Source organism: Comamonas humi (assembly GCF_054782535.1).
Genome location: NZ_BAAGSH010000016.1, coordinates 332258 through 349424, shown reverse-complemented (window position 1 = coordinate 349424; position 17167 = coordinate 332258). Strand labels below are relative to the sequence as shown.

The 17167-nt window shown below is 67.6% G+C and carries 17 protein-coding genes; 5 read left to right on the top strand and 12 right to left on the bottom strand.

From position 1 onward, the window contains the following. From ACYVKR_RS17455 to ACYVKR_RS17415, 9 genes are all read right to left on the bottom strand, one after another. Window positions 1-86, bottom strand: an 86-nt coding sequence (locus ACYVKR_RS17455) for a GTP-binding protein (RefSeq protein ID WP_033473206.1), incomplete at its 3' end; no start/stop codon positions are given. A 160-nt stretch (window positions 87-246) separates the two neighbouring features. Next, on the bottom strand, window positions 247-2358 hold the full coding sequence (gene fusA, locus ACYVKR_RS17450; RefSeq protein WP_460482211.1) for an elongation factor G: 2112 nt from the start codon (window positions 2356-2358) through the stop codon (window positions 247-249). A 147-nt stretch (window positions 2359-2505) separates the two neighbouring features. Beyond that, window positions 2506-2979, bottom strand: coding sequence for a 30S ribosomal protein S7 (rpsG, locus tag ACYVKR_RS17445; RefSeq protein WP_460482210.1), 474 nt, complete (start codon window positions 2977-2979; stop codon window positions 2506-2508). 161 nt (window positions 2980-3140) lie between these two features. Beyond that, window positions 3141-3518 carry a 30S ribosomal protein S12 gene (gene rpsL / locus ACYVKR_RS17440; RefSeq protein WP_460482209.1) on the bottom strand — a complete coding sequence of 126 codons (378 nt, stop codon included), beginning with the start codon at window positions 3516-3518 and terminating at the stop codon, window positions 3141-3143. A 208-nt stretch (window positions 3519-3726) separates the two neighbouring features. Continuing rightward, complete coding sequence (locus ACYVKR_RS17435) at window positions 3727-4899, bottom strand: D-alanyl-D-alanine carboxypeptidase family protein (RefSeq protein WP_460482208.1); 1173 nt, start codon at window positions 4897-4899, stop codon at window positions 3727-3729. A 73-nt stretch (window positions 4900-4972) separates the two neighbouring features. Next, window positions 4973-5617, bottom strand: a complete 645-nt coding sequence (locus ACYVKR_RS17430) for an alpha/beta hydrolase (protein ID WP_460482207.1) — start codon at window positions 5615-5617, stop codon at window positions 4973-4975. An 81-nt stretch (window positions 5618-5698) separates the two neighbouring features. Continuing rightward, entirely contained in the window at window positions 5699-6055 is a 357-nt protein-coding gene (locus ACYVKR_RS17425) for a (2Fe-2S) ferredoxin domain-containing protein (RefSeq protein WP_460482206.1), read from the bottom strand. 59 nt (window positions 6056-6114) lie between these two features. Continuing rightward, window positions 6115-7242: a VanZ family protein gene (locus ACYVKR_RS17420; RefSeq protein ID WP_460482205.1), complete on the bottom strand. Its 1128-nt coding sequence runs from the start codon at window positions 7240-7242 to the stop codon at window positions 6115-6117. Between the two features lie 2 nt (window positions 7243-7244). After that, window positions 7245-7673, bottom strand: coding sequence for a CopD family protein (locus ACYVKR_RS17415; protein WP_460482204.1), 429 nt, complete (start codon window positions 7671-7673; stop codon window positions 7245-7247). A 58-nt stretch (window positions 7674-7731) separates the two neighbouring features. Between ACYVKR_RS17415 and hemB the strand changes: the two genes are divergently transcribed. From hemB to ACYVKR_RS17400, 3 genes are all read left to right on the top strand, one after another. Beyond that, the gene (gene hemB / locus ACYVKR_RS17410; protein WP_460482203.1) at window positions 7732-8745 is read left to right on the top strand and encodes a porphobilinogen synthase; all 1014 of its coding nucleotides are present in this window, start codon (window positions 7732-7734) and stop codon (window positions 8743-8745) included. A gap of 60 nt (window positions 8746-8805) precedes the next feature. After that, on the top strand, window positions 8806-10044 hold the full coding sequence (locus tag ACYVKR_RS17405; protein WP_460482202.1) for a magnesium transporter CorA family protein: 1239 nt from the start codon (window positions 8806-8808) through the stop codon (window positions 10042-10044). Between the two features lie 293 nt (window positions 10045-10337). Further along, complete coding sequence (locus tag ACYVKR_RS17400; protein ID WP_460482201.1) at window positions 10338-11201, top strand: DMT family transporter; 864 nt, start codon at window positions 10338-10340, stop codon at window positions 11199-11201. Between the two features lie 6 nt (window positions 11202-11207). On the opposite strand, the gene ACYVKR_RS17395 is transcribed toward ACYVKR_RS17400, so the two are convergent. The 3 genes from ACYVKR_RS17395 to ACYVKR_RS17385 all read right to left on the bottom strand — a co-directional run bounded on the left by ACYVKR_RS17395 (window position 11208) and on the right by ACYVKR_RS17385 (window position 15369). Next, entirely contained in the window at window positions 11208-13277 is a 2070-nt protein-coding gene (locus ACYVKR_RS17395) for a bifunctional 2',3'-cyclic-nucleotide 2'-phosphodiesterase/3'-nucleotidase (RefSeq protein WP_460482200.1), read from the bottom strand. Between the two features lie 135 nt (window positions 13278-13412). Then, window positions 13413-14102, bottom strand: coding sequence for a dienelactone hydrolase family protein (locus ACYVKR_RS17390; protein ID WP_460482199.1), 690 nt, complete (start codon window positions 14100-14102; stop codon window positions 13413-13415). A 49-nt stretch (window positions 14103-14151) separates the two neighbouring features. Further along, on the bottom strand, window positions 14152-15369 hold the full coding sequence (locus tag ACYVKR_RS17385; RefSeq protein WP_460482198.1) for an MFS transporter: 1218 nt from the start codon (window positions 15367-15369) through the stop codon (window positions 14152-14154). 129 nt (window positions 15370-15498) lie between these two features. On the opposite strand from ACYVKR_RS17385, the gene ACYVKR_RS17380 reads away from it, so the two are divergent. Together ACYVKR_RS17380 and ACYVKR_RS17375 are read left to right on the top strand one after the other, a co-directional pair. After that, window positions 15499-16380: a helix-turn-helix transcriptional regulator gene (locus ACYVKR_RS17380; protein WP_460482197.1), complete on the top strand. Its 882-nt coding sequence runs from the start codon at window positions 15499-15501 to the stop codon at window positions 16378-16380. A gap of 36 nt (window positions 16381-16416) precedes the next feature. Continuing rightward, the gene (locus tag ACYVKR_RS17375; RefSeq protein ID WP_460482196.1) at window positions 16417-17163 is read left to right on the top strand and encodes a Rossmann-fold NAD(P)-binding domain-containing protein; all 747 of its coding nucleotides are present in this window, start codon (window positions 16417-16419) and stop codon (window positions 17161-17163) included. Window positions 17164-17167: the final 4 nt, after the last annotated feature.

Sequence of the window (17167 nt, the reverse complement as noted above, 5' to 3'; positions counted from 1 at the left end):
GTCAGCGTCGTCTTGCCGTGGTCCACGTGACCGATCGTGCCCACGTTCACGTGGGGCTTGGTGCGTTCAAACTTACCTTTTGCCATGAGAAATTCTCCAAATAAAGAGCAAAACCTGTGTCGGGTTTAACGTCTACACCGGGTTGCTTGATCGCTTCGCACAGGAAACAAAGCGGCACCCGATCGTAGACAAACTTATCAAAAAAGATAGCTGCCTGCGCCCGTCCAGCAGGCGCAGGAGGCCTCTTTAAGCCTTGGCGCGAGCGGCAACGATGGCTTCAGCCACGTTACGAGGAGCTTCAGCGTAGTGCTTGAATTCCATCGTGTACGTAGCGCGGCCCTGCGTTTGCGAGCGCAGCGACGTAGCGTAGCCGAACATTTCGGACAGCGGCACTTCTGCCTTGATGGCCTTGCCGCCACCAACCATGTCTTCCATGCCCTGCACCATGCCGCGGCGGGACGACAGGTCGCCCATCACGGTACCGGCGTAGTCTTCAGGCGTTTCCACTTCCACGGCCATCATGGGCTCGAGGATCACGGGGCTGGCCTTGCGGGCAGCTTCCTTGAAACCGAAGATAGCGGCCATCTTGAACGCCATTTCGTTCGAGTCCACATCGTGGTACGAACCGAAGGTCAGCGTGACCTTCACGTCCACCACGGGGTAGCCAGCCAGCACGCCGGAGGTCAGCGCTTCGATCACGCCCTTCTCGACCGCAGGGATGTATTCGCGAGGAACCACACCGCCCTTGATGGAGTCGACGAACTCGAAGCCCTTGCCGGCTTCTTGCGGCTCGACCGTGAACACCACGTGGCCGTACTGGCCCTTACCGCCGGACTGGCGAACGAACTTGCCGTCCACGTCCACGACCTTCTGGCGAATGGTTTCGCGGTAGGCCACCTGGGGCTTGCCCACGTTGGCTTCCACGTTGAATTCGCGCTTCATGCGGTCAACGATGATTTCCAGGTGCAGCTCGCCCATGCCGGCGATGATGGTCTGGCCGGATTCTTCGTCGGAGCGCACGCGGAACGACGGATCTTCGGCTGCCAGACGCGACAGCGCGATACCCATCTTTTCCTGGTCGGCCTTGGACTTGGGTTCCACGGCCTGTGCAATCACGGGCTCGGGGAAGACCATGCGTTCCAGCACGATGGGCGAAGCCACGTCGCACAGGGTTTCGCCGGTGGTCACATCCTTCAGGCCCACGCAGGCAGCGATGTCGCCGGCGCGGATTTCGTCCACTTCGATACGGTCGTTGGCCATCATCTGCACGATACGGCCGATACGCTCTTTCTTGCCCTTGACCGAGTTGTACACGGTGTCGCCCTTGGACAGAACGCCGGAGTACACACGCACGAAGGTCAGCTGACCCACGAACGGGTCGGTCATCAGCTTGAATGCCAGCGCAGAGAACTTCTCGCCGTCATCCGCCTTGCGGGCCAGCTTCGTTTCTTCATGGTCAGGATCGGTACCTTCCACGTCAGGGATGTCCACTGGCGACGGCAGATAGTCGATCACAGCGTCCAGCATGCGCTGCACACCCTTGTTCTTGAACGCGGTGCCGCACAGCATCGGCTGGATTTCCACAGCCAGGGTACGTGCACGGATGCCGGCCTTGACGTCGGCTTCGGACAAGGTACCTTCTTCCAGGTACTTGTTCATCAGCTCTTCGCTGGCTTCGGCAGCGGACTCCACCAGGTTTTCGCGCCACTTGTTGGCGGTTTCCACCAGTTCGGCCGGGATGTCTTCGTAGTCGAACTTCATGCCCTGGGAAGCTTCGTCCCAGATGATGGCCTTCATCTTGACCAGATCGACCACGCCCTTGAAGTTTTCTTCGGCGCCGATCGGGATCACCACGGGCACAGGGTTGGCCTTCAGGCGCAGCTTCATCTGGTCATAGACCTTGAAGAAGTTCGCGCCGGTGCGGTCCATCTTGTTGACGAACGCCAGACGGGGCACCTTGTACTTGTTGGCCTGACGCCACACGGTTTCGGACTGGGGCTGCACGCCACCCACGGCGCAGTACACCATGCAGGCGCCGTCCAGCACGCGCATGGAACGCTCCACCTCGATGGTGAAGTCCACGTGGCCGGGGGTGTCGATGATGTTGAAGCGGTGCTCGGGGTAGGACATGTCCATGCCCTTCCAGAAGCAGGTCACTGCCGCGGAAGTGATGGTGATACCGCGCTCTTGCTCCTGCTCCATCCAGTCGGTGGTGGCCGCGCCGTCGTGCACTTCACCCAGCTTGTGCGTCACGCCGGTGTAGAACAGGATACGTTCCGTGGTCGTGGTCTTGCCTGCGTCGATGTGCGCAGAGATGCCGATATTGCGATAGCGCTCGATGGGAGTTTTGCGAGCCATGATCGATCCTTTGTTGATCAGTGATTGGGGCCGATGCGGCACCTGGCAGGGCGCAGGCATCAGGCTTGGATATGGGGGCCGCCAGAACCCAAGCAAGGCCGCAAGCAAAAATTGCTGGCGGCCTTAGGGGTGCATGCCCTGCGCTGCTTAGAAGCGGAAGTGGCTGAACGCCTTGTTGGCTTCGGCCATGCGGTGCACTTCGTCACGGCGCTTCATCGCGCCGCCACGGCCTTCGGTGGCTTCCAGCAGTTCGTTGGCCAGGCGTTGGGCCATGGACTTCTCGCCACGCTTGCGGGCAGCTTCCTTGATCCAGCGCATGGACAGGGCCAGGCGACGCACGGGGCGCACTTCCACCGGAACCTGGTAGTTGGCGCCGCCCACGCGGCGGGACTTCACTTCCACCATGGGCTTCACGTTGTTGATGGCAACGGTGAAGGCCTCCAGCGGGTCCTTGCCGGGGTGCTTCTTCTCGATCAGTTCCAGAGCGCCATAGATGATGCGCTCGGCCACTGCCTTCTTGCCGCCTTCCATGATCACGTTCATGAATTTGGACAGCTCTACATTGCCGAACTTCGGATCCGGCAGAATTTCACGTTTGGGGACTTCGCGACGACGTGGCATTTTTTACCTCTATCTTGCTTCAGTTGGCATCTTTTCAGACACCGCGAGAGCCAATCTAGGACTCCCACTTACTCGACCCGCGCAAAACACTTGCGTTTGGGGTCACTACGCTGGATCTCGCGCCACGCGGGATGCAGCACCTGGAATACAAACCGCAGGGCTTACTTGGCCTTCGGCTTCTTCGCACCGTACTTGGAGCGGGACTGCTTGCGGTCCTTGACGCCTTGCAGGTCAAGCGAACCACGCACGATGTGGTAACGCACACCGGGCAAGTCCTTCACACGGCCGCCGCGCACCAGCACGACGCTGTGCTCTTGCAGGTTGTGGCCTTCACCGCCGATGTAGGAGATGACTTCGAAACCGTTGGTCAGGCGCACCTTGGCGACCTTACGCAGAGCGGAGTTCGGCTTCTTGGGCGTCGTGGTGTACACACGGGTGCACACGCCACGGCGCTGGGGAGAGTTTTCCATCGCGGGGCTCTTGGAGGCGACTTTCTCGACCTCACGCCCTTGGCGAATGAGTTGGTTGATGGTTGGCATTAGTACGTCCCTAAACGTGAAATTTCTCGTGAAAACGAAAACGTGAAACCCTTCGGAAATTCCGAAAAGCCCTCTATCGTAGCACGAGTTGTTTTCTGAAGCAAATGCTTCGTCAGCTGCAAGGCCTTGTTTTGCCCACAAAAAAGGCGTGCAGCGCACGCCTTTTTCCACACTGCCGCTCTTCATTCAAGAGCAGGCAGCAGAGTGTTTACTTGATCCACAGGCGGATCGAATCCCACATCCGGCCGAAGAAACCGGCCTCGTCCACCGCCTCCAGGGCGATCAGCGGCACCTCGGCCACCTGCTGGCCGCCGACGGTGGCCTTGAGCGTGCCGAGCTTCTGCCCCTTGGCGATGGGGGCGATCAGCGGCTCCTGGCTGACGACCTGGGTTTCGACCTTGCCGCCGCTGCCGGCGGGCACGGTGATGACGACGGGCTTCTCGCTGCCCATCTTGACGGTGGCTTGCGCACCCTTCCATGCCTTGGGCGTGGCCACGGCTTGGCCGCCATCGAAGAGCTTGACAGCGTCGTAGGCGGTGTAGCCCCAGTTCAGCAGCTTCTGGCTCTCGTTGGCGCGGGCGCTGTCGCTGGCGGCGCCCAGCAGGATGGAGATCAGGCGGCGCTCGCCGGCATTGGGCACCGGGCGCTTGGCCGTGGCCACCAGGCAGTAGCCGGCGGCGGCCGTGTGGCCGGTCTTCAGGCCGTCGACGGTCGGGTCGCGGAACAGCAGGGTGTTGCGGTTGTTGGAGTTGGATGCGGGCGAGCCCGGGTAGCGGTACTGCTTGGTGGAGTAGTAGTGCATGTACTCCGGGAAGTCCTGCATCAGCCGCGTGGCGAGGACGCTCAGGTCGCGCGCGGTGGTGGTGTGCCCGGCCATCGTCAGGCCCTCGGGGTTCTTGTAGCCCGTGTTGGTCATGCCGAGCGCCTTGGCCTGCTCGTTCATCAGGCGCACGAAGTTTTCCTCGGTGCCGCCCACGCCCTCGGCCAGCGCCATCGAGGCGTCGTTGCCCGACTGGATGATCATGCCGCTGAGCAGGTCGTCCACCTTCACCTGCATCTTGGGGTCGATGAACATGCGCGAGCCGGGCATCTTCCAGGCCTTGACGCTCACCGGCAGGGTCTGCTCCAGCGTGATCTTCTTGGCGCGCAGCGCATCGAACACCACGTAGGCGGTCATCAGCTTGGTCAGCGAGGCCTGCTCCACCGGCGCATCGATGTCCTTGGCCGCCAGCACCTGGCCGGAGGTGGCGTCGAACAGCAGGTAGTTGCGCGCGGCGATCTCGGGCGGCGCGGGTTGGGCCAGCTGGGCCAGGGCGACAAGGGGAGCGAAGAGCGCGGCGGCGGCCCAGGTGCGCGCACGGGGCAGAAAACGAGGGTTCATGAAGATCGGTTCCATCAAACAACCGGCACGCGCTTGGTGCATGCCGGCATCACATTCAAAATCAATAGCAAAATCAGACGGGCGCGCTCAGGTGGCGCATGACCAGGCTCTTGAGCAGCGGCAATTGTCCGTGGAAAAAATGCCCGCCTCCGGGGATGACGGTGACAGGAAGTATCTGCGGCCGCGCCCAGTCCATGACGGAAGCCAGCGGCACGGTGTCGTCCGCCTCGCCGTGCAGCACCAGGGCGCGCTCGTGCGCCTCGGGCGGCAGCGTTGCCACCTGGAAGCGCGAGGCCGCCGTGCCGATGAACAGCAGCTTGTCGATCTGCCGCTGGCCCCAGAGCTGGAGCAGCGCGTGGCTCATCACGAACGAGCCGAACGAGAAGCCCGCCAGCGCCAGCGCGCCCTCGGGCGCCAGCTGCCGTACCACGGCCAGGAAGTCGTCGCACTCGCCCGTGCCGGCATCGTGCTCACCCTCGGTGGCGCCCACGCCACGGAAGTTGAAGCGCAGCGTGTTCCAGCCGCTTTGCACCAGCGCGCGCGCCAGGGTCTGCACCACCTTGTTGTCCATGGTGCCGCCGAACAGCGGATGCGGGTGGGCCACGATGGCCGTGCCGCGCGCGGCGGCCAGGCCGGACTGCAGCTGCGCGGCATCGCGCGCCACCTCAATCAGGCCGACCGGCCCGGTGATCGTGAATTTTTCCGTCTGCGCATTCATATCGCCATCTTCAGTTAGCTATCAACTCAATAGCTGCTCGCGCAATATACACCTGCGCCAACGCCTGATTTGTATATAAGGTTATCGACCCACATCCGGCGGCAGCAGCAAACGGGTCACCGGCTGGCCGGTCTTCAGGTGCACGTCGACAATCTCGTCGATGTCGCTCTTGTCGATGAAGGTGTACCAGGTGCCCTCGGGGTAGACCACGGCCACCGGGCCGCCGGCGCAGCGGTCGAGGCAGCCGGCCTTGTTGACGCGCACCCGGCCCGGTCCGGCCAGCCCCTCGGCCTTGACGCGGGCCTTGCAGTGGTCGAACGCTTCCTGCGCGCCATGGTGGGCGCAGCTGTCCTCGCCATTGGTGCGGTCGTTCAGGCAGAAGAAGACGTGGCGCTGGTAGTAGCCAGCGGCGGAGGGCGGGGAGTTCTGATCGCTCATGCAGTCACCATTTCACAAATACCCGGCTATTGTGGCACCGCGCCGCAGCCGCCGTGGCGCTATGGCCGCCTGGCCGCGGACTCCACCGGCCGGCGCGCCAGCCGCAGCAGCGCATAGACCAGCGTGGCCAGCGGCCAGCCCCAGCCCAGCCACTGGCTCAGGCCGAAGAAGCGGATGAAGCGCCCCTGCTCCCACGACTGCAGCGCCTCGGCGTAGTACGGGCTGGCGGGCGCCTGGTTCAGCAGGTTCAGGTACACCATCAGCCCCACCAGCAGCAGCAGCACGCAGACACGGCGCGGCACGCTGACCTGCGCCAGTGCCAGCACCAGCGCCAGCGCCGTGCCCATGCGGGCCGACATGCCCAGCCAGTCCCAGGCATGGGCCGGGCCATAGCTCAGCGCCGCCGACAGCCCGGTCACGGCGATGCCGCCCAGCACCACCAGGCAGGCCACGGCCACGCGGCGCCAGACGTTGCCCATCGCGCCAAAGGCCAGCCAGCAGGGGATCAGCAGCCCCAGCATCACGCAGGCGAGTTCGCCGATCGGCGACAGCGGTTCGACGGCCGGCGTGAGCGCCGGCATCCAGGATTCGAAGGCCGTGTTCTCCAGCACCTCGATGATCCAGCCCTGGACGCGCTCGAACACCTGCCCCAGGCCGAACGGCAGCGGCGGCGGGAACAGCAGCGCCGCCGGCCACAGCAGCAGCAGCACGATGGCGCCGTGCGCGTCGGGCGCGAACCAGCGGCCGCGCACGTCGTTCCAGCGCCGCAGCAGGCCCAGCCGGTAGGCCAGCAGCGCCAGCAAGGCCCCCAGCAGCGTGCCCGCACTGTTGAGCAGCCAATCCATGTTGGAGGACACGCGCTTGGGCAGGAAGATCTGCAGGAACTCCATGCCGAAGGACAGCAGCGTGCCCAGGGCCAGCGCCAGCAGCCAGCCCGAGCGCCACCAGCCGCGCCGCATCCACGCCAGGCACAGCAGGAAACCCAGCGGCGCATAGCCCGCGATGTTGATGCCCACGTCGAACCAGGTCCAGTACGGCGGCGGGATCTTGGCGAGGAAGAACTCCAGCGGCGAGATGCCCTGGGTGCGCCAGCCCTCGAACGGGAACAGGCTGGCAAAGACGATCAGCACCGCATACACCAGCGCCAGGGGCCAGGCGATGGTGCGCTGCCGCGATGAGGCATCCATGGTCAGAAGGGCTTGACGACCACCAGCACGACAATCGCCACGAGCAGCAGCACCGGTGCCTCGTTGAACCAGCGGAACCAGCGGTGCGAGCGCGCGCTGCTGCCGTCCCGCAGCCGGCGCAGCAGCCGCGCGCAGGCGTGGTGGTAGCCGATCACCAGCAGCACGAGGAAGAGCTTGGCATGCATCCAGCCGTTGCCCGGCCCTTTGCCGATGCCGTAGCCCAGGTACAGCCACAGTCCCAGCCCCACGGCCGGCACGGCCAGCAGCGTGGTGAAGCGCAACAGCTTCCTCGCCATCAGCAGCAGCCGGCCGCGCTCGGCGACCGAGCCCGGCGGCACCATGGCCAGGTTCACGTAGATGCGGGGCAGGTAGAACAGGCCGGCGAACCAGCTGGCCACGAAAACGATATGAAAGGCTTTGACCCAGAGCATTCGGCACAGTGTAGTGCGTGTATGCAATCCGCAGGCAAAGTGGCGCACAATCGGCGCCATGCATCTGTCCAGCCCCCCGCCCTTTCCGCTGAGCCGCCCGCGCCGCCTGCGCCGCGATGCCTTCTCCCGCAACCTGGTGCGCGAGCACCGGCTCAGCGCCCATGACTTCATCTACCCCGTGTTCGTGCACGAGGGCAGCAACCTGCGCCAGGCCGTGCCGTCCATGCCCGGCGTGGACCGCCTGAGCCTCGACCTGCTGCTGCCGGTGGCCGAGGAGTGCGTGCAGCTGGGCATCCCGGTGCTGGCCCTGTTCCCCAGCATCGACGCCGCGCTCAAGACGCCCGACGGCCGCGAGGCGCTGAACCCGGACGGCCTGATCCCGCGCGTGGTGCGCGCGCTGAAAAAGGAATTTCCCGAGCTTGGCGTGCTGACCGACGTGGCGCTCGACCCCTACACCAGCCACGGCCAGGACGGCGTGCTCGACGACACCGGCTACATCCTCAACGACGAGACGGTCGAGATCCTGACCGGCCAGGCGCTGGCCCATGCCGAGGCCGGCGTGGACATCGTCGCGCCCAGCGACATGATGGACGGCCGCATCGGCGCCATCCGCGAGGCCTTCGAGGCCCAGGGCCACATCTACACCCGCATCATGGCCTACAGCGCCAAGTACGCCAGCGCCTTCTACGGCCCGTTCCGCGACGCCGTAGGCACGCGCGGCGCGCTGGGCAAGGCCGACAAGAACGTCTACCAGATGGACCCGGCCAACACCGACGAGGCGCTGCGCGAAGTGGCTCTCGACCTGGCCGAAGGCGCGGACATGGTGATGGTCAAGCCCGGCATGCCCTACCTCGACGTGGTGCGCCGCGTGAAGGACGAATTCAAGGTGCCCACCTTCGCCTACCAGGTCAGTGGCGAATACGCCATGCTCAAGGCCGCGGCCGCCAACGGCTGGCTCGACCACGACGCGGTGATGATGGAAGCCCTGCTCGCCTTCAAGCGCGCCGGCGCCGACGGCATCCTGACCTACTTCGCCATCGACGCCGCCCGCAAGCTGCAACAGCAAAAATAAGAGCATCTGGCGCAGACCCCATCTGCCCTGGAGCCATTTTTGACTTCAAACCCGCGAGTCATGAGCACCCCAGCCCCCGCGCTTCGCGTCTTCCACATCCACGATGGCGAGGCCACGGAATGCGCGCAGGCGCCGCAGCAGATGCCCGCCGAGGGCTATGTGTGGCTGGCCTGCTCGCGCCGCTATTTCGGCGAGCAGCTGGCCGCCGTCCAGGCCGCGCTGCAGAACCTCACCGGCATGCAGCTGGTCGACCTGCATGTCTCCGACCTGCTGAACGCGCAGCTGCCCTCGCACTACGACTACACCTCGCAGTACGACCTGCTGGTGATCCGCCGCATCGCCTCGCCGCCGGACAAGGCCTCGAACGCCGCCGTGGCCGAGGTGGTGCGCCGCGCCCGCGCCAAGGCCGCCGACGACCGCCACTGGACGCCGCCGACCATAGACACCATCCCCGTGGGCTTTGCCGTGTGGGACCGCGTGCTGCTGTCGGTGCACCCCGACGACTGCAGCGTGCGCGACAGCTATGCCCAGCGCCTGCTGCAGCTGGCCGGCGCGCCCGCGCCCGCCGGAGCGCCGGCCGCGGCGCCCGACCTCGCCGCGCTGTCGCGCAGCACGCAGGACCGGCTCGCGCGCGAGGACCAGGCGCAGCGCATTCCCGGCCGGATCGCGGCGCAGCGGCTGCCGCTGTCGCCGGCCGACCTGATGATGCGCATGGTCAACCTCATCGTCGACGGCTACCTCGACCTGCGCCGCGAGCTGTCGCGCCACCTCGACCTGTGGCAGAACGCGCTGCTCAAGCCGCGCGGCCGCTTCGCCGACTGGTCGGCGCTGCTGGAGGCGCGGCTGGCGCTGCACCACCTCGACGAGATCTGCGAGGACCAGCGCGCCGCCGTGCAGGACTGGGTGGACACCGTCGAGGCCTGGCCCACGCCGCCGGACGCCGCCGGCCAGCGCGCGCTCGAGGTGCTGCGCGTGCGCAGCCGCGATGTGCTGGAGCACATCGAGCGCGTGGTGCACCACGTGCGGCGGCTGGAGCAGAACACCGAGACCGCCGTGCAGATGCACTTCAACGTGCAGAGCAACCGCGCCAACGACATCATGCGCACGCTCACCACCATCACCGCGATCTTCCTGCCGCTGAACCTGATCGCCGCGATCTTCGGCATGAACTTCGAGTTCATCCCCTTCGTGCACGCCCGCGACGGCTTCTGGTGGGCCATGGGCACCATGGGTGTGATCGCGCTCGTGCTCATTGGCTACTTCTCGCGCAAGCACTACCTGGCCCGCACCGAGAAGTGAGGCGCTGGTGCGCCGCGTCCCGGCCGGGGTATAGTGCTCCCGCGGCCCCGCCCGGGTCGCCACTTTCTTGACAACCCCCAGCACCATGTCCCGCCACCTGCCTGCCCTGCCTTGTTCGGACCTGTCCGGGCCGGTGGCTGCGCGCCAGGGGCGCCGCGCACCTCCCCATTCATCCGCCCCGCCGCCGCCCCGCGCCTGAGCCCTCTCGCTTCGCGGGCCGCCGCCGACCTTCCGCGGCGATCCGGTTTGTCTCCGGCTGGCAAGGCTGCCAGCCAATGCCTGGATGAATACCAATGAACCCTCAAAACCATTCGTGGGCGCAGCATGGCGCCATGGGCTGCTTCGTGCTGCTGTGGGGCAGCGCGGCCCTTTTCACCCGCTGGGGGCTGGACCACGGCACGCCGCTGGCCATGCTGCTGGCGCGCTTCGGCGTGGCGCTGGCGCTGCTGCTGGCCGTGGGCTGGCGCCGCCAGGCCTGGCAACTGCCGGCAGGCCAGCGCGGCCGGGTCATCGCCACCGGCCTGCTGCTGGTGGGCGGCTACTCGCTGTGCTACTTCCTGGCCATGCACCACGGCGTCACGCCGGGGCTGATCGCCACCCTCCTCGGCGCCCAGCCCATCCTGACCCTGCTGCTGACCGAGCGGCGCTTTTCCGCCCTCCGCCTCGCGGGGCTGCTGCTGGCCCTGGCTGGGCTGGCGCTGGTGGTGCTCGCCAGCCTGCTCAAGACCAGCCTCTCGCCGCTGGGCCTGGGCTTCGCACTGGGCGCGCTGGCCTGCATGACGCTGGGCTCGCTGCAGCAAAAGCGCATCGCGCTGGCACCGCTGCAGGTGCTGCCCGCCCAGTACGCGGCCAGCCTGGTGCTGTTCGCGCTGGCCACGCCCGTGCTGCCGGTGCAGTCGGACGGCAGCGCGGCCTTCTGGGCCGCCACGCTGTGGCTGGCCTGCGGCATCTCGGTGGTGGCGCAGCTGCTGCTGTACCGCCTGATCCAGCGCGGCAACCTGGTCAACGTCACCAGCCTGTTCTACCTGGTGCCGGTGGTCACCGCGCTGCTGGACTGGTGGGTGCTGGGCAACCGCATGCCGCTCAGCGCCTGGGCGGGCCTGGCCGCCATCGTGGCGGGCATTGCGCTGGTGTTCCGCCGGCGCGATGCCGCCTGACGGCCTTCACTGCCCCAGGTCGATGCGGTAGACGGCGCGCTGCGTGCCGCTGCCATCGTCGGCCTGGTCCAGCGACACATTGGCCAGCTGCGCGGCCTGGGCCACCGGCAATGCGTTGGCAGCCGAGGTGAACAGCACCTTGCCCGCTGTCGGCGTCTTGGCGAAGCGCCAGCTGCGGGCCGCGCCGTTGGCGGCGCGCGTGACCTGCGGGTGCGCCTTGATGTAGGCGATCACCACGTCGCGGTTCGCGTCGGGCGAGGCGTAGATGGTGGCGCGGCCGTCCAGCTCGGGCAGGAAGCTCTTGCCGCTGGTGGCGCGGTAGTTGTTGGTGGCGATGACGAAGTCCTGCGCAGGAGCTATGGGCTTGCCCAGGTAGGTCAGCGACTTGATGCGGCTGCCCACCGGCTGGGTCACGTCGATCTCGTACTGCATGTCGGGCGTGGTGAACATGTCGAAGTTGTAGCCCGGAAAGCTGCCGATGAGCTGCTGGTCGGCGGTGGCGGCCGGGTCGATGCGGTTGAAGCGCTGCGCGGCCGCCTCCAGCCAGCGCCTGACCTGGTCGCCGTTGACCTTCACCGCGTACACCGTGTTCGGGTACAGGTACAGGTCGGCGGCGTTGGAGATGGCCAGCGGCCCCGCGGCCACGTCGGTGTAGTCGCCGCCGCCCTGGAAGCCCGACTTGAACGGCGCGCTGACCGACAGCACCGGCAGGCCGGCGTACTGCGGCAGGTTGGCCTTCACGTAGCTGGCCACATAGTCCTGCTGGGCCTGGTTGACCAGCTGGATCGCACCCGGGTCGCCCACGTCGGCGAACTGCGTGCCCATGCGGAAGTCGGTCTGGCCGATGGGCGTCTTCACGTACTGGATCGCGGCCTGGTGCTGCGGCTCGACGGCGGGCGCGATGGTGCCGTCCGCCGCCACGTAGGTGGCCTTGCCCGCCGCGTCCTTGCCGGTGGCGGTCGAGCGCAGGCCCACCTGGGTGCCCGAGGGGTTCACCGCCCACTGCTTGCCGTCCCAGCGCAGCGACAGCGCCACCACGCCCAGCGCCTTGCCCCAGGAGCTGGCCATCACCGCCGGCACGCCGTTGACCGTGCCCGCCTGGTGGTCCACGCCGGGCAGGGTGAAGCCCGGCTTGTCCGAACGGTCGGGGAACACGCCGTGCTGGTGGCCCATCACCATCGCGTCGATGCCCGGCACCTGGCTCAGGTACAGGCCGGGGTTCTCCATGTCGGCGCTGTAGGCCGCGCCGTCGAGGCCGCCGTGCAGCAGCGCCACCACGATGTCGGCGCCCTTGGCGCGCAGCTCGGGCACATACTTCTGCGCCGCCTCGACCGCGCCGCTCACGCGCAGCTTGCCTTCCAGGTGGCGCTTGTCCCAGCCCATGATGCCGGGCGTGGTGAAGCCGATCACGCCGATCTTGATCGGCAGCGTCACCGGCTTGCCACCGGCATCGGTGGCGGCGACCTGGCGCTCCAGCAGCGTGTAGGGCTGCACCAGCGGCTGGTTGGTCTTGAGGCTGTATACATTGGCCAGCGCCATCGGGTAGCCCGGGCCGGCGCACTTCAGCGCGGCATCGACGCCATCGACCTGCAGGCCGCCGCCCAGCACCTGGTTCAGGAAGGGCAGGCCGTAGTTGAACTCGTGGTTGCCCAGCGTGCCGGCATCGAACTTCAGCACGCCCATGGCCTTGTACATGGCCAGCTGCTGCTGGCAGGGGATGGGCGCGACCTGGGCCTCGTAGTCGGCCAGCGCCGTGCCCTGGATGGTGTCGCCGTTGTCCACCAGCACGGTGTTGGCGAACTCCTGGCGCGCCTGGCGGATCAGCGTGGCCGTGCGCTCGAAGCCATACGAGGGATCCTCGGCCAGCTTGAAGTAGTCGTAGCTGCGCACGTTGAAGTGCAGGTCGGTGGTCTCCAGCACCGCCAGCGTGGCCGTGGCCGACTTGGGCGTGCTGTCACCGCCACCGCAGGCGGCCACCAGGGCCGACACCGCCAGGGCAAAGGCGCTGGCGCGCAGGGTGGATCGGTTCGGGGCAAGGCAAACCGCGGCGGGGCGCAGGACGATGGGCTGGGACATGGTGCGTGGGCGCGAGTGAAAAAGTGCGCCGCATCATGGCTTTCAGCGATGACGACCCCATGACATGCCGGTAAGCAAATGAAAAAGCCTTGCGGGCCGCAGCGCCGCAAGGCTTTTGCCATGGCAAGTGCCGGATCAGCCCACGTGCTGGTTGAAGAAGCCGATCGTGCGCGCCCAGGCCACAACGGCCGAGGCCGCGTCGAACGAGCCGCGCTGGTCGCAGTTGAAGCCGTGGTCGGCCTCGTAGACATGCACCTCGACCTCGGGGTGCGCCTGCTCGAAGGCCTTGACGCTGTCCAGCGAGATCCAGTGGTCCTTCTCGCCGAAGTGGGCCATCACCGGGCACTGGGGCTGGCGCGCCACCTCGGCCGGCGTGGTCATGCCGCCGCCGTAGTACGGCACGGCGGCGGACAGCCCCTTGAGCTCGGCGGCCGCGCGCCAGGCCAGCAGGCCGCCCCAGCAGAAGCCGGTGATGCCGACCTTGCCGCCGCCGCGCTTGGCAGCCTCGTCGATGGCGGCCTGGATGTCCAGCAGCACGCCGGGGGCGCGCAGCTCTTCCACGGCGGTCTTCAGCTCGAAGCCCGCGCCCATGTCGGCCTCGGTGTAGCCCAGCTCCACGTTCGACTTGACGCGCGCGAAGGTCGACGGCGCGATCGCCAGGTAGCCGCCCGCGGCCACGCGGTCGGCCACCGAGCGGATGTGCGAGTTGACGCCGAAGATCTCCTGCACCACCACGATGGCGCCGCGCGGCTTGCCCGCGGGCTCCGCGATGTAGGCCGGAAACACCTGGCCGTCGGCGGCCTTCAGATCCACGAAATTACCCATTGCGATCACTCCTTGCTGAAACAGATTCGTTGGCGGGGATTCGGCCCGATTATGGCGCCGTCCACCGCGCCGCCGGTGCCGGGCGAGTCACCATGGAGAGCAGCGCCGCCACGAGGACCAGCGCCAGCCCGCCATACACCGCGGCCATGCCCAGCGCCGACTGCGGATTCACCAGGCGCGTGCCCAGCGACGAGAAGAGCGAGGTCAGCAAAAAGGCCAGGCCGCCCGCCAGCCCGCCCGACAGCGCCGCGCTCTGCGGGAACATGGACAGCACGTTCGCGAAGTGGACGTTGAACACCAGGCCCGCCGCCACGTGGATGCCGAAGGCCACGGCGGCCATGATCTCCAGCGAGGGCCACGAGGCCGGCAGCCACGCCGTCAGCGCCAGCAGCGCGATGCCGCCGGCCATGCCCACCAGCGCGATGCGGTGCTTGCTTACCAGCGAGCGCGCCATCATGGCCCGCGCGATGAGGCCGCCGGCCATCCAAGCCAGGCCCATCAGCAGCGCCAGCGCGCCGGTGGTGGTGGGCGGGCGGTGGTACACGGTCTCGACGATGAAGGGCGAGGCCATGCTCCAGCCCATCACCATCGCGTAGGCCGCGCTCACGCACAGCACGCCGCGCGCGAAGGCGCCATGCCGCAGGATCTCGCCGGCCCGCGCGGCCACCTCGCGCGGCCGGATGGGCTGGGGCCGGGCCAGCGTCTCGCCGCCGCCCAGGCACTCCAGCACCAGCGCCACGACCGAGAACGCCGCCAGCACGACGAAATTGGCGCGCCAGCCCCAGTGCGTCTGCACGAAGCCGCCGATAAAGGGCGCGCAGATCGGCCCCAGCGACCACACCACGGTCATCCAGGTCAGGTAGCGCTGCAGCGCGGCGCCCTGGAACACGTCGACGAAGAAGGTGCGCTTGCCCACCACGGCCACCGCGCCCAGCAGCCCCTGCAGCAGGCGCAGCGCGCAGATCAGCCGGATGTCGTCGCTCGCGGCGATGGCCGCGCTCGACAGCGCGAACAGCGCCAGCGCCACCAGCGTGGGCCGCCAGCGGCCGAAGCGGTCGAGCAACACGCCCACCACCAGCTGCCCCAGGCCGTAGCCGGCGATGAACAGCGTCAGCGTGAGCTGGATCTGCGCCGCCGTGGCGCCCAGGCTCTGGGCCATGGTTGGCATGGACGGGAGGTAGATGTCGGTGCCTATGCCCGACAGCGGGATCAGCAGAAAGGCCAGGAAAACGCCGAACGTGGCGTTGTCAGCAGTGATTCTTCGCATGGGAGTGCCTGCGCCGGAAATGAACAGGGCGCCAGTGTGGAGGTGTTTTTAGACTGGTACAAGATTCTTCGTAGCCTAGGCTTGAAAGGCCTATACTGCGTTGCACCAGCCCCTCCACAGTACCTCTCCATGCCTTCCTTTGCAGCGCCCGCGCCCCATGCCCCGCCATCCCCTGCGGACTCCAGTCCCTCGCAGGAGCTGGGCCGCTTCCTGCGCGCGCGCCGCGAGAGCCTGGCCGCCGCCGCCATGGGCCTGGCGCGGCACGGCCGCGTGCGCACCCCCGGCCTGCGCCGCGAGGAGGTCGCCCAGCTCGCCGGCATCGGCGTGACCTGGTACACCAAGCTCGAGCAGGGCCGCGAGGTGCAGCCCTCGCGCCAGGCCATCGAATCCATCGCCCGGGCGCTGCAGTGCAACGACGACGAACTGCGCCACCTGCTGGCGCTGGCCGGCATCAAGCTCGACCAGCCCGGCCCCGCCTCCACCGACGAGCCGGACTGCCTGCACATGCAGCTGCTGGACAAGCTGCTGCCCTACCCGGCCCAGATGCAGAGCGCGGCCTTCGACCTGCTGGCGGTCAATTCGGCCTATGAGCGCCTGATGGGCATCTCGCTGCAGCGCCTGCCCGCGCTGCAGCGCAACTGCCTGCACATGAGCCTGTTCGACGCCCGCTGGCAACGCGTGGTGCGCCACGAGCCGCAGACCATCGAGCGCATGGTCGCCATGCTGCGCGCGGCGTCCACCCAGCAAAGCGGCGACCGGGCCATCGCCGAGCGGATCGACTACTTCCTCGCGCATTCGCCGGCCTTTCGCAACGCCTGGGAGCGCTACCAGGTGCGCAGCCCCGAGAACCAGGAGAAGACCTTCGACCACCCCGAGATCGGCCTGATCCACCTGCGCCAGACCTACTGGTGGTCCGCGCCGCGCAGCGGCTCGCGCATGGTCGTCTACCTGCCGATCGGCGAGGCCGACGCCCGCGCGCTGGAGCGGCTGGCCGCGCTGCCCGCTCCTTGACTAAGATAGGCCCTCCGCCCTCCCGACCTTCGCCGCATGAACCCCATCGTCCTCATCACCGGTGCCAGCCGCGGCATCGGCGCCGCCACCGCCCTGCTCGCCGCCCGCCATGGCTGGGATGTCGCCGTCAACTACAGCGCCAACGAGGGCGCCGCCCGCGCGGTGGTGCAGGCCGTGCAGGCCCTGGGCCGGCGCGCCATCGCCGTGCAGGCCGATGTGGCCGACGAGGCCCAGGTGCTGGCCATGTTCGCGCGCGTCGATGCCGAGCTCGGGCGCCTGCGCGCGCTGGTCAACAACGCCGGCGTGGTGGACCGCGCCCAGCGCCTGCAGGACATGGACCTGGCCCGCTGGCGCCGCATGTTCGACATCAACGTGATCGGCAGCTTCCTTTGCGCGCGCGAGGCCGTGCGCCGCATGAGCACCGCCGAGGGCGGCCAGGGCGGCAGCATCGTCAACGTGTCCAGTTCGGCCGCGCGCCTGGGCGCCGCCCACCAGTACGTGGACTACGCGGCCGCCAAGGGCGCGATCGACGTGATGACCGTGGGCCTGGCGCACGAGGTGGGCCCGCAGGGCATCCGCGTCAACGCCGTGCGGCCGGGCCTGATCGACACCGACATCCACGCCAGCGGCGGCCAGCCCGACCGCGTGGCGCGCCTCGCGGCCTCGCTGCCACTGCAGCGCGGCGGCACCGCCGAGGAGGCGGCCGAGGCCATCTACTGGCTGATGTCGGAGCACAGCAGCTACTCCACCGCCGCGATCATCGACTGCTCGGGCGGCCGCTGAAGCC